Annotated in this window: 10 protein-coding genes; 3 read left to right on the top strand and 7 right to left on the bottom strand. The window is 51.4% G+C overall.

Annotated features, from left to right (window positions below):
• Window positions 1-147 precede the first annotated feature (147 nt).
• Both rfbB and VKV57_08860 read left to right on the top strand, forming a co-directional pair.
• Window positions 148-1,170 (top strand): dTDP-glucose 4,6-dehydratase, encoded by a 1,023-nt coding sequence (rfbB, locus tag VKV57_08855; protein HLW60019.1) that lies wholly within the window; start codon window positions 148-150, stop codon window positions 1,168-1,170.
• Entirely contained in the window at window positions 1,167-1,991 is an 825-nt protein-coding gene (locus VKV57_08860) for a sugar nucleotide-binding protein (GenBank protein HLW60020.1), read from the top strand. Before rfbB ends, VKV57_08860 begins: the two co-directional genes overlap by 4 nt.
• Before the next feature lie 287 nt (window positions 1,992-2,278).
• Here the strand turns inward: VKV57_08860 and VKV57_08865 are convergent, their stop codons facing one another.
• Complete coding sequence (locus tag VKV57_08865) at window positions 2,279-3,121, bottom strand: class I SAM-dependent methyltransferase (protein ID HLW60021.1); 843 nt, start codon at window positions 3,119-3,121, stop codon at window positions 2,279-2,281.
• Window positions 3,122-3,398: 277 nt separating this feature from the next.
• Between VKV57_08865 and VKV57_08870 the strand changes: the two genes are divergently transcribed.
• Window positions 3,399-4,307, top strand: coding sequence for a hypothetical protein (locus tag VKV57_08870; GenBank protein HLW60022.1), 909 nt, complete (start codon window positions 3,399-3,401; stop codon window positions 4,305-4,307).
• A 109-nt stretch (window positions 4,308-4,416) separates the two neighbouring features.
• Here the strand turns inward: VKV57_08870 and VKV57_08875 are convergent, their stop codons facing one another.
• The 6 genes from VKV57_08875 to VKV57_08900 all read right to left on the bottom strand — a co-directional run bounded on the left by VKV57_08875 (window position 4,417) and on the right by VKV57_08900 (window position 13,157).
• The gene (locus tag VKV57_08875) at window positions 4,417-7,086 is read right to left on the bottom strand and encodes a hypothetical protein (protein HLW60023.1); all 2,670 of its coding nucleotides are present in this window, start codon (window positions 7,084-7,086) and stop codon (window positions 4,417-4,419) included.
• Window positions 7,087-7,195: 109 nt separating this feature from the next.
• The gene (locus VKV57_08880; protein ID HLW60024.1) at window positions 7,196-8,350 is read right to left on the bottom strand and encodes a glycosyltransferase family 2 protein; all 1,155 of its coding nucleotides are present in this window, start codon (window positions 8,348-8,350) and stop codon (window positions 7,196-7,198) included.
• 101 nt (window positions 8,351-8,451) lie between these two features.
• Window positions 8,452-9,717 (bottom strand): oligosaccharide flippase family protein, encoded by a 1,266-nt coding sequence (locus tag VKV57_08885; GenBank protein HLW60025.1) that lies wholly within the window; start codon window positions 9,715-9,717, stop codon window positions 8,452-8,454.
• Window positions 9,718-10,886: 1,169 nt separating this feature from the next.
• Window positions 10,887-12,026, bottom strand: coding sequence for a glycosyltransferase family 4 protein (locus tag VKV57_08890; GenBank protein ID HLW60026.1), 1,140 nt, complete (start codon window positions 12,024-12,026; stop codon window positions 10,887-10,889).
• Window positions 12,026-12,646 (bottom strand): SIS domain-containing protein, encoded by a 621-nt coding sequence (locus VKV57_08895; protein HLW60027.1) that lies wholly within the window; start codon window positions 12,644-12,646, stop codon window positions 12,026-12,028. Before VKV57_08895 ends, VKV57_08890 begins: the two co-directional genes overlap by 1 nt.
• Window positions 12,627-13,157 carry a hypothetical protein gene (locus tag VKV57_08900; GenBank protein ID HLW60028.1) on the bottom strand — a complete coding sequence of 177 codons (531 nt, stop codon included), beginning with the start codon at window positions 13,155-13,157 and terminating at the stop codon, window positions 12,627-12,629. Before VKV57_08900 ends, VKV57_08895 begins: the two co-directional genes overlap by 20 nt.
• Window positions 13,158-13,702: the final 545 nt, after the last annotated feature.

Raw genomic sequence — 13,702 nt, forward strand, 5'->3', positions numbered from 1 at the left:
ATATCTACTCCTCGACTGTCACGATTCTGTGAATGGCCCGGTGAGCGTTTCCCACCCGCCCAATCATCACCGCGCGCGGCACGGCGCCACCGTCGTGGCGCGGCCGAGGTCACATCCCACAAAGTCTGGTATGCTAACAGTACTAAGATGAAACTTCTCGTGACCGGTGGGGCGGGGTTCATCGGATCGAACTTTATCCATTATTGGGTGCGCCACCACCCCGACGACCACATCGTCAACCTGGACAAGCTCACCTACGCCGGCAACCTGGAGAACCTGGAGCTCGTGGAGCGCCATCCACGGTACCGGTTTGTGCAGGGCGACGTGTGCGACGGAGCGATGGTCGATTCGCTGATGCACGACGCCGACGTCGTCGTCCACTTCGCCGCCGAGTCTCACGTCGATCGGTCCATCCTGAACCCCGCACCGTTCATACAGACGAACATCACAGGTACGGCGATCCTCCTGGAGGCGGCCCTCCGGAACAAGATCAAGCGCTTTCATCACATCTCGACCGACGAGGTGTTTGGGGCACTACCGCTCGGCACGCAGGAGCGATTCACCGACCGCTCCCGCTACGATCCCCGAAATCCATACGCTGCTTCGAAGGCCGCAGCCGATCACCTGGTTCGGGCCTGCGCCGTCACATACGGCCTGCCAATCACCATCTCCAACTGCTCCAACAACTTCGGCCCATACCAGTTTCCGGAAAAGCTCATCCCCCTGACGATTACGAACGCGCTCGAGGAAAAGAAAATCCCCCTCTACGGCGATGGACTGCACGTACGGGACTGGCTGTACGTGGAGGACCACTGTCGGGCGATCGATCTCATCCTGCGCGACGGCGTCGTCGGTCAGACCTACCTGATCGGGGGGCTCACCGAGGACGTCTCAAACCTCGAGATCGTGAAGAAGATCCTGGTGGTGATGGGCAAGGATGAGGGGGCGATTCAGTACGTGGAAGATCGCCCCGGCCACGATCGACGCTACGCCATTGACTGGAGCGCCACCCGCGACCAACTGGGCTGGACCCCTCGCTACGATCTCAACGAGGCCCTGGCTAAGACGATCGACTGGTTCAGACAGAACGAGCCGTGGTGGAACCGGGTAAAGTCGGGCGAATATCAGGACTACTACACGAAGCAGTATCGGCCGCGCCGCCCCACATGATCCGGGTAGCGATCACCGGCGCGACCGGGCTGGTGGGATCGCGGATTGTCGAGCTCCTCGGCGATCGCTTCGAGTTCCTCCCTTTGGGACATGACATGCTCGATATCACGAACAAGCGCCAGGTCGATCAGGTCATTGGGGCCACCGAATTCGAGTACCTCTTACACCTGGCCGCGTATACGGACGTCGAAGGGGCCGAGACGCACCAAGATCGAGCCTACGAGATCAATGTGCGCGGCACGGACCATATCTATCGTGCGGTCACTCGAAGGGACAGAAAGCTCATCTATTTTTCCACGGACTTCGTCTTCGATGGCACGGCGCCTCCCTATGACGAAGACTCCATCCCGAACCCCCTAGGGTGTTACGGCAGGTCGAAATACGAAGGCGAGCAGATCGTGCACGGCACGGCTATGATCGTTCGGATTTCGTACCCGTACCGAGCCGCCTTTCCAAAAAAGAAGGACTTCGTGCGACGGATTCGAGCCCTCCTTGAGCAGGGAAGTGAGTTGCAACTGGTGACTGATTCTATCATCACCCCCACATTTATCGATGACATCGCCTATGCCACGGAGCAGGTGATTCGCCACTTCTCGCCTGGGATCGTGCACATCACCGGGGCGCAGAGCTTGTCTCCTTATGCGGCCGGGAAGTTGATTGCCACGAAATTCGATTTTGATGGCGCACGCATCACGCCGATTACTTTTGAAAAATTCTCCGCCCTCCGCGCTCCTCGCCCCCGATATTCTATGATGATGAGCAAGTTGAATATCTTCTATAAGATGAGGACCTTCGAAGACGGATTGAAGGGTTTTCTATAGGCTAGCGGGGTCGCCCTTAGGATACATGGTGGGATTCCGCGGAGCCCCAGTGAGAACCGCAACGACCAGTCGAACAGGCCTAGTCCAGGTATTCCTCGATCTGCGCTATGTTGGCGGCGGAGATTGCGTAACTAATGCGTCGAACCTAGTGGGTTCGAAGCCAAACGCCCCAGGGAACACCATGGTCAACTTCCACGTCGATGCGCTCATATCAGAGCATCTGTCTAGGGATTGACATTGCTCGGAAACAGGAATGACCCAGAGCCTAGGCATCATTGAACGAAGGCTTAGAGCTGCGTGTGGTTTTCACGCAAAAGGAAAATATCTTGGCGAGGAGTGCCTTTCGCGCCGCCGGAAACCCAGTCAATCATCTCAAAGCCCTTAGACAGTGTGTGTCGGACATATTCCTCTGGATGGAACGCTGTGCAAAGATTGCTCCCGGCATACGCCGGGCGTCTTATAACCATCTTGCCATCCATGAAGCGCTTCTTATCTTCCCCATTTAGTCGCCCAAGATAGCATTCACCATGGGTGGTAATTAAAAGGAGACCACCAGGTCTTAACACTCTTGAAAATTCACGCATCCAAGACAGTTGGTCCTCTTCTGGCAGATGAGTCAGAACAGATATCGCATAAATCACATCGAAGTATGAGGCTGGGTACATTAAAGGCGGCGTAGGCTGGGAGAGTGTGAATTGTGCAAACTTGAGGACTCTGTCACACCAGTCGACCAACATTGGATTTGAATCTGTACCATACAGGTCCGCTCGTGCAACCGACCAAAGATGCCGGATCACACGTCCGGCTCCGCATCCAAAGTCCAGGACTTTCCAACCACTACCTATATAGAACCCGTTCTCCGCAAGTGTACCTAAGATGTCTCTTGCTGAAAGCTCGCCACTCCCGAACCACCATGATGGGTCACTCTTGCCCGCAACAGTGGTGCGAAGCCGCGGTGGCGGGAAAAGGATGCCGTCTGGTGCAATTTTGTCTCGACGAATAGTGCGCCAAAGATTATGTGGGGCATACTGTTCTAACAATAAGTAAAGCCTGTACGTTAATCTAAGGAGTCGAAGTTTCTCTATGACTCCCAATAGCCGATACAGAATCTCAGGAGGTTCAGTACGCATAGTGGGTCCAAAACTATCTTAACGGAATCCCGGGAACCTCACTTCGAGCTTGGCTTAAAGGGTCCTGCTCGTCTAAGTTTGAAATGCCGCGGACATCTAATTTTGGCCCTGCCTCAGAAAACATTTCGGCAGTTCCTTAGGCGGAAATATCAACACCCATATCGAACCGTCTGGGTCAGTGCATCGTGGATAACATGCGCAATTCAAAAAGTGGCTCTCTCAGGCCCTCTATCATCCAGTGTTCCCATTTCGGCCAAGCCTGTACGAGGGGTGCACCGTGAGTATCAGGTGGAGTAGGATTCCCGGTTTTCTGCTTTTAGCAGTACTGCTCCTGACCCTAATAACGCCTGCTCGGGCAGCAGACCCCGGTGGTCTATGTTCGAAAATCCACCCTCTCATCAATGGCGGCTATAGCACCGTGCTAGGTTTCTATGCTGAAGGAGGGATTAGATGTCCATCTAGTAGATGGACCCTGCAACTCGGCTGGCGTTGGACTCAACTTGAAGAAGCCACCAATCCGTTCATCGTCCTCACTTACGACACTCCTCTTAGCCCGGAGTGGCACTTATCGGTAACCGGAAGCCAACGCGAGCACCTGGGAGATTATGAAGTGAATCGGCTACCTGAAGCTAATCTTCTATGGGAGCCGGTTTCTCCCAAGTCGTTCATCATCCCAACCATAGACTTTTCCGCCGGGTGGTTCGCCACTGTTCTACCTCTGGAAGCACAGACATCGCGCACAGGTACAGTACTGACCATTTCCACCCAACCGATCCACATATCACGAATAACACTGTCGGCAATTTACCAGTTAGGGGATTATTTTTATGGGACGGGAAAAAGCTCAAGCTACTGGCTAAGCGCGTTAAGTACCAACATGCCACTCTCCCCTTCGATAGCAATTGGTCTATCGTATGTCCACCAGGAAGGATTTGGTGTAAGCCCCTTAGTATACGATTCTGTAAACTACGATAACTTTGCGTGGGCACAGTTTACCGATATGCTCACCCCGAAGGTAACCCTAACATTCGCAACACAATTCAATATAGCTGTCCCTGGGTATTCTGGCCCTGTAAGGGAATATACATTTTCCTATAACAAAGTATCGGAAGGCTGGTCCATTGGGGTTGGGTGGTATGTACCAACTAACCAGCCGTTCCTATTTGGCACTCTGCCGCAATTTTAGGGAGTGTTATTCACCAACGGGTGTCAAGCGCATTCCGCCAGAACCACAAGGGCGGTTTAGGTGCCCCATCGAACAAGTCGTCTTAAAGTGCAGGCTTATGCTCTCGCCCTCAAGACCCGCGAAGCACGGGGAACAAAAATGATCGTGTCCCTTCGACAACCAACCATACAAGCGCTAACAGATTGACGAGGCTGCCGACGGTTATGAACCAATCGGAGTTAATCAAACCAATGAAGAATCGAGTCAGCATGTTATTCTGGTAGTAGAGCGCTGGCATCAAGAACCCAACCTGTGATGACGCTATGCCCAAGTCGCCAAAACAGGATACGAACGTTGTGAGCGTCAGGGTGATGATTATTGAGTAGTATGCCCACCGGTTGAGCGACACTCGGGCTACCACTATAAACGGTAAGGCCAATACGAAGTAGTGATCTGCAATACCGGTCCGCAGTAATAGTAGGGCAAGAATGCCTATGGCCACCAAGGTAAGGTATCTGCCCTCTATTAAGATGCGGCGACTCCGTATGATGCCGAAACAAATGGAGAGAAACACAAGTAAGAAAAGTATGTCACTAACCTGAACGTACGTTAAGTGGCCGACCAGGAGGTTTGTTGATGGGAAGAAAAACCGCCCGGAACTTGAGAAACCTCCCGTGAACCTGCTTACAAGCGGCCAAAGATTCAGGGCTTGCAGAGATGCATAGAAGTAGGCTCCGACACGCGGATCAGTAGGATTTTGCGTCCTCATGCCTTGGAGTATGATGTTCAATGGCGCCGAGGGCCCAAGAGCTAGGGTGAAGGGGGCTAGAATCAAAAAACCCAGAATAATGCTCCACGAAATAGCGTAGACATTGATTTTTAGGGGGAATTTGCGCAAGAAGATTAGACTCAATAGAAGAGCGGGAATGAGCAATTGCAACCTGGTAAAACTGGTCATCGCAATTGCCAACCAAGCGGCCACTTGTCGGTTTGTTTCACCAAACCAAATGGCTAAAAGTACGAATAAAAGGCTAATTGTGTGTGTCTCGCCCCAAACAGACATCACCAACCACACCGCAGGATTGAATAGGAAGAGAGATGTTGATAGTAAGCTCGACCGCCGACTCATGCCGCAGCGGGACAAAATGAGGTAGATTAAGAACGAATCGGCGAGACCAGCTATGACATTGGAAGTTTTTATAAGAACATCCAATTGGAAGGTGCCTAGACGAAGTCCTGATGGATCTGCAAGGAAGAGTCGATAAATCCAACCAATACCTGTAAATATGTAAGCCATCAAGGGGCCATAGGGAAAATCCGAAGGGGCGAAAGGGACCCCTCCCCAGGCATCAGCCGGCGTCACCAGGCTTGAGATTTGGTAGACACTAGTTAAGCCGTATCGTGTTCCCACGTATGCCCAGATCTTTTCACCGATAAGATCATATGCATGATATCCCAATGGAAACAGCAACGCGTTGATCAATATGTATGCGGCCACGATGCTACCGAAACCAACCAAAATGGGCCATGGCCCTAACAATGTTTGCTTACCCATCGACCATCCATTCCGTGATAGAAGGGTTAGTTTCCTCGTCAGGGTACGCAGACGCAGGACTGTTGCGACAATTGTTGCGAAGCAGCCCAGCACAAGAAGTACCATGACAGTTGCCGTAGCCCGGCGATCTTGCACTCTCATTGCGGGCCAGATTTGAGATGGCACTGTAAGACTGTAATCTTCGATCTGAGCAATAGCCAATCCATTCTTAGATGACCCAGCCAAGGTGAGGGCCAACGGCAACTTAAGAAAGAGATCTGGGGCTCTCATTGTGGTGATCCCAGTCGCAATCACCGTTGGAAGAAGGAAGACCTTTCCTATGCTTTCGCTTTTACCGCCAATTATTTTCCAGTTCTCAAACCCCTTTTCAAAATCACCGTTCGAGAGGAGATTTAGATTCAAAACAGGTGGTTTTTTCAAGAAAAGATCTGTCATCATATACTGACTCTGTTCACTACCGGCACCGAGGATGATTTGAGCGAAAGTGGCAGCATTTGGTGCTGTCGCAAGAAACCTTTTTGGGGTCCACTTTCCCAATTCTGTTGGAGGTTGCCACTCGTTTGCGTGACCTATTCTCTCGCCCTTATTGTCAAGCCAATCAACAACAATCTTGTACCAACCAGGGCCGGAAACCCGCCTAACTTGCCCGCCGAATATGTAGTTTTTCCCGCCTTCCACTTGCATAAACCTTGAATAGAGTTCCTGGTGGTTCGCCTCGTCCGGTCCACCCACGAGCAAAACCATGTTGCTCCCGGGCGAAGGTCTTCCCAGAGGTCGGATCTGACCTTGAATCGTCCCGCGCTCCCTATCAACAGAGAGCTCAACATGGTAGGCTGAGCGAAGTTGGTACGTCCCCAGAACAGTCCGATCTAAAATTGTATCTCTCAGCATGACCTGTGCTGTGATAAGGTTTTGGGGAGATGATTCGAACGTGATGGAGTAGCCGGCTTCCTTCCTTGGGCTCCATATTCTGATTTCGAGTGGTACTGTCCCAGGTTGACTATCAAGGACTCGAACATTCATTGCGGCTCGGTAATTCAGTTCGGAACTAACCAAATGTACGGTTGGGTGCGAAGTCGGTACTGATATGAGTTTGAGGTGGTTTTGTGAGACTTCAACTATTCCATCTTGGAAATTGCCGGCCTTCTGAACCTCATACACTAGATTAGGATCGAACCCTTTGTAGATCGCTTCAATATCCGGACGGCTCCACATGCCTACCGGCGTCAGTATGAGACAGAGCATGCATAACGCAATAATTGGCACGGCGCAATATGCGGCCTTCCCTATTAAGGTCCTTAATTTCCCATGGGAAAGGCGCAAATAGGCTCTCCTACCCCAGAATTGCTACCTGTCATCTCTCTACCTTTCTGCAAATTTTAGTTCTCCTGACACTCCCGAGTATTCGCCACAATCGGAAGAAATGCCATGGTGCATCAAAGAGCCCGAAGCCGTCACTTGCAAATACTCTGCGGTCTGAGACGACACGAAGCCTCTGCGTCGCATTACGTTTTTGGCATATCTCGCCGACATTATACGCAATACAGCGAAAAGCAATGAATACATTAATTAGGTACTCCTGATTGCGGGTCAACAAGGACAGCATTCCACCCTTAATCAGCGCAAAGACCAAATATATCGGGAGAGCGTGCAAAAGATTGTGATAAGACAAGCATTTGAGCATCGCTCGAATATAATGTTGGACACCCATTTTGAATTTTGCCGGATTAACCCCGCCCAATGTCGACGAGAAATGATGATATACAACAGACCCAGGAATGCATTTTACATGATATCCAGCCAATCGCACTCTCCAAGAAAGATCTAAATCCTCGCCGTAGGCGAACATCTCGTCGTCAAAGCCTCCAGTTCGTTCGAACAACTCTCGGCGAATAGCCAATGCTGCGCCCGAGCCGTAGAAAGGTTCAATGATCCCCCCGACGGGGAAAGACTCCTCAGCATCACCAAATCCTAATTCACCACCACCTGTCCAGAGTTTCAAATAACCTCCGACACCATTAAGCAAATGAGTCCCGAAGAAAACTAACTTGCTGCTTGCAATTCCAATGTCCGGCCTCTCGCGGAGAGCATCTATCAGAGGGAAAAGCCATCCTTCTTTGACTTCTGTATCATTGTTCAAGAAGACCATGAACCGCCCTCTTGCCAACGGCACCGCAGCATTGTAGCCTCGACTGAATCCGAGATTTACGTCATAGCTAATGACGCGTACCTGAGGAAATTCCGTCTTTACTAAGTCAACAGAGCCATCATCGCTGCCGTTGTCAATAAGCAACAGCTCCACGTGGGGACATACATCCCGGATGAGACTGGCAAAACAGGGCTTTAAAAATCGCCTGCCCCTCCAGTTAAGTACAAGTACCGAAACTAGGGGGATTGTTCCCCCCCAAGGAGCGTGTTTGCAGTTTGCTACTTCTGATGTCATTACGTCGACACGCGCATACAGGTTATTCAGTCTCCTGATAAGAAGGGTCATATGAGGATGTAACATGAAGTTTAGCTACCCTGCCGTCCTCGGCCAAATCCTTGTTCGATTATTCGACCTGTCCTGGGACAAAACCCATGCCGCGCGCGCTTGAGTAGGGGGACCTCTCAGCCACTCTTCGCAACAAGCTGTCTCGGGAAGAAGATCCCCCACGACACAATAATAAGTGCGCAAATACCCATCGTTGCCATCAAGTACGCTATATCATGAATGCTACCTCGAAAAACGAGCAGTAGAATTGGGAACACGAGGGTCATGATTCCTACCGGCCGAAGGAACCCACGCTTCTCTATCCCCAGCTGATAATACATCCCCAGGAGCGCCAACTCGTATCCGAGCATGCCCACCCCAAGAAGACCGAGAATCGAAGATGCTCCTACGTAGCCGTCCCCAAACATGATCCTTGTGACCATGTTAGGTGCCATAAAGTAAAGAAGAACAGTCATGCCCCCAAGTGATCCACCATAGACTAGACATCGCATCAGAATAATCCTGCCGTCCTCTTTCATCGAGTGCCGCGAGGCCATCTCCGGCAACAGCACCATAGGCAGCGCTGCTGTTAGGTACAGAATAACCTTGCTCCCCGTTGAAGCAGCAGCATACAATCCAGCTTCATACGGAGGGAATAATATTCTGACGAACACTACATCGAGTTGTGTCAACAAAGTAAAGCAACTAGTGAGTACAGCATAAGGCCCTAGCGATCTAAGTACATTGATCAGTTGTGGAATGTGCTCCCCCTCCTCGAATGGCGACCACGCGGGTGCGGCGAGTATTGTCAACACAAGAGCGGCGAGGGCCCCTAAGCTCACTCCTGCAACAGCACCGTTAAGTCCCCACCCAAGCGAAACAAAGATCACACTTGCGACAAACTTGAATATACCTTCCGCGGCTAAGCTCACCGCAAGCCTTACAAAGCGTCTCGCCCCCTGCAGCATGCCTCGCAAGACCGGCAACGAGGCCCATGAAATTAGCGCCGTGGCAGAAAGAACTACCGGCCCCACCGATTCAAACTTGAGAGCCCCCGCTATCCAATAACTCATTAGCGTAACCACAATTAGAGAAAGAACTCCAATCATTAGAGCGCCCCTTAAACTCTCATACAGGAGCCCCCTGAGAACGCCTCCCTCTCCTTTCCCGTAGATGCGGGCAACAAAGGCGGATAGTCCCATCTGAACCGTGTTTACCGGAATGGTGAGAACGACTAGCAATCCTAGGAGTGCGCTTAATCCTCCGTAGCCGACTGGCCCGAGAAGTCGGCTCATCGCGACATGATAAAGCCAGTTGACCCCGTTAAGCACAACAGTTCCAAGAACGAGAAATATACTCCGCTCCAGGATTCGACCGTCTCCTGATTGAGAAATGGGCTTCATCGTCGACAAACCATCGGTCCTCGCGAAGGTTGCGAAGGTAAAAGGGCCCGGGCGCGGAGGTTTCCCGCTCCGATACGTCGTGAAAGAAGAGAAAGGTGAACGACTGTGAGGCCTGTCCGAAGTTGCGTGTCTTGCCGGGCCTGTTGAGTGTTGAGGATACAACGTGGAACATAGGTCGCAAACGCGTCGATGTTTGAGCGGGGCATCTTCATGGAACGTTCTCACCCGCTACGAATTGTGGTCTTGCAATCCATGCAGCGTGCTGCGTAGAGCATTTTCCTAATCTTCGTCTCTTCTGAACAAAATGTTGTAGGTACCAATTATTCTAGGCATCCCCTTGGCAACGTCAAAGGGAGTCATCCCTCTCTCAATAACGGACCCACTTCGGAAACCCAACTTCACTAGCTGCAGTGCCAGATCACATGGCCTTGCACCCGCCCGTCGAAGATTTGCTGGATCAAACTCCATGATGGCCCGCATCGATGGATTCCTTCGGCTCAACTCAACCATCCCTTCTAGAACTTCCGTCTCACTCCCCTCAACATCTATTTTAACGACGTTAACAGGAGGCCATCCCTCCAAGCGAAAAAAATCATCAAGGCTAAGACTCGCAATTTCAATGGACTTCCCTTGGGGGGGTGATGACGATAGCCAGTTGTGATCTGGCTCTTCGTGAATCGTGAGATATCGAGAACCTGTCTCACTGGACGCCGCCTTATTGACTGCGGTAACATTCCAACAACTATTCGCTCTAATATTGCGCACCAGATAGCAATAGTTTGATCGGAGGGGTTCGAATGAAAACACACGCCCTGTCATCCCTACTAACCGCGAGCTTAGAAGTGTGTAGTACCCACAAAACGCGCCCACATCAACGAATGTGTCGCCCTCCGAAAGTAAACTCCTGACTACAGCAGTCACTCCCTCTTCATAAACGCCAGCGGCGTAAGTACGTGCTCGCGGAAGGCACGGTGGCACCATCATCTCCAGTCCGTCTTGAAGTGAGATCCGCATTTCGTAGGAGGGTGGCGGTAACAGCTTGTTTGTTGCTGCGAGCATCGCATGTTGAAAAGGACCAAGGAATCGCACTCGCTTGCCTAGTTGAAAAAGCCGAACCCCTTGCTTCCAGCAGATTTTGGCCACCAGCTCGCGCACCGATCCCACCTGTGTCATGACCTCTTGCCAACCTCACCTAGAGGATTTGCCAATTTGGCCAAATTTTCGAACTGGCGCCCAACCTCGGCCCACCCAAAGCGTTTCGCAAATACCAATCCGTTGTCGGAAAGTTCATGATGCAACTCATCAGATCGGAGTAGCCGAACAATACTCGTGGCCAAACCGTCGACATCGCCAAAAACATATCGGAGTCCATTCCAACCATCCTTAACGACGCTCTCAGGAACCCCGCTACTAGCAATAACAGGAACACCACATGCATTAGCCTCAAGCACGACAACTCCGAACCCTTCTCGGCGAGAAGGAAGGACAAGCAGGCGGCTCTTGCATAGCAGTGATCTCTTCTCTTCTTCATTAATGTTCGTCAGGAATCGAGTACATTGGTCGAGACCGAGTTCGTCGACCAAAAGATGCAGGGTTCTCTCGTATGCCAAATCAATTCTTCGACCTACAATCACAAGTTGCACATCTTCGCACTGCTTTCTCACAAGCGGAAGAGCCTTTATAAGAGTGTGAATGCCCTTGTACCGTCGAAAGTTACTCACACAAAGGATCAATTGTCCATCGGGGTGGGCAACGCGCTTACTGGTGAACCATTCTTCGGGGATGCTGGCGGGAATTACTCGGATTCGTGCAATTGGAAGACCCAATTCGCAAATCAATTGCGAGCGTATCTCTTCAGATGGAGCTCTTAACCAAGTACTCCGATAGAACTTCGCAACCAGTCGCTCAACGAAGGACAACAAAATGGCCGCGAGTCGCCCGTGGCTGTCGATCAACAAATCGCTTGTTGGCTGATGCCATGCTGCCACAATCGGTTTCCTTACATAGAGGGGGGACAGATAGGGAAGTCGCCCGCCTCCGATAACATCTTCATAGACGAGATCGATGTCAAGCTGGTGGTGCTTATAGAATCTATATGCTTTGAATGGCAATAGAAAGCCCGGTCCCATGCGAAGTACCATGACCCCGCTAATCAGTTCAGCAGTAGGAAGAGTCGGATGGCCGCAACAAATGTATGTGGCTTCATGGCCGTGACCGGCCACATATCTGGCCCATTCCCAGGCCTGTATATCTCCCCCTCCAGCACTCGGATGCCTTGAATCTCTACCAACAAGGAAAAGAAATCGCATTATCTTACCGAGATCCCTATAGATTGCGAGGACGCCCGAACGATGATATCCTCCACTAACCCGCATAGAATATGTCCCACAATTAAATGCGCTTCTTGAATCCGCTGGGTGTTATTCGAAGGAACACAGATCGCATAATCCGTCAAGTTCCTTAGATTTCCTCGCAAGCCTGTAAGTGCCATCGGAACAATCGAAAGTTGCTTAGCCCTCTGAAATGCCGCAACGACATTTTTGGACTCGCCACTTGTACTGATGCCGACAAGAATATCTCCCGGACGTCCCTGGGCAACAAGTTGCCGCGCAAACACTTTTCGGTAACCGTAGTCGTTCGCAATAGCGGTTATAACTGATGTATCCGCTGTAAGGGACAAACCAGCGAGAGATTTGCGATCTTTTTGGAAACGACCAACTAGTTCCCCCGCAAGGTGCTGGCACGTCGCGGCGGACCCGCCATTACCACAGAACATTATCTTGTTGCCGCTCTCCAAAGCTTGAGCCCAGACTACAGCAATGCGCATAAGATCCTGTATCCGCCCAGTTAAGTGTCGCCCTATCCTAGATATCTCTGCAATCTGCTCTTCGAGTGAATCAGCGTGGGGATCATTGGGGATCCCGGCCATTGTTAACCTCCCAAACAGTCAACCCATCCGGATCGAACGAGAAAGGAATTACGTTCAAATCAAACCTTGCTAGGTGAGATGCTAGCTCATGTTTGCCGGACTTCGGGCAGAAGAAAAGCATATGACCTCCGCCTCCCGCGCCAAGAAGCTTGCCGCCGAGCGCGCCGTGTTTGCGAGCTTCTTCATATACCTCATCGATCCACGGACTCGTGATCAGTGCACTAAAACGCTTCTTCAGTTCCCACCCCGCATGCAGCATCTCGCCCATTTCATCAATCTTTCCCCGAAGCAACGCGCGCTTCATTTCATGGGCGAGTTCCTTTGTTCGCGCCAAAGCCTCAATCAAGTTCTCATCCCCTGAGATATAATGGCTGGTCTGGTCCCTCAGAATCTCAGATGAGAGTCTGGTTCTTCCGACGAAACAAAGTAGCAACCGATAGTGAAGCTCATGCACGATGTCTTCCCTAATCCGAAGGGGGTTGATCACGACCTCACTGCCACCAAACTCCATAAAGTTGAACCCTCCGAATATTGCCGAATATTGATCTTGACGTCCCCCTTCCCTGCCGAGATCTACGCGTTCTATTTCGTACGCGGCCTCCGCAAGCTCATGCGGCGACATATGAGAATGCAGCCATCGCGAGAAAACCCCAAGAACTGCCACTACGTGGGCCGAAGATGATCCGAGGCCCGATCCCCAAAGGGCGTCTGAATGTGATAGTAAAGTGAAGCCCCGTTTTACCCCCAACTTGACAACCACCGCTTTCGCCAGGTCGAGGGTCCCGGAATATGCAATTCCGCTCCCGATGTTTCCGCTAACCACTGAGGCTTCGTCCAGATCATGCATCCGGAAGGAGTTGTCGCTTCCAGGCTCCAAACATGCGTAGGCATGCTTAGCAATGGTGACATTTAATACCGAACCCCCGTGTTGCTCTGGATAGGGGGAAACATCAGTACCGCCACCCGCCAAGGATATACGAAGAGGTGCTCTAGCACGCAACAACACTATACTCGTACCTTGGAGGCGGTTTCTATCTCGCGGTCTAACCTGCGAAT

It is taken from the genome of bacterium (assembly GCA_035307765.1).
In the GTDB taxonomy this organism is placed as follows: Bacteria; Sysuimicrobiota; Sysuimicrobiia; order Sysuimicrobiales; family Segetimicrobiaceae; genus Segetimicrobium.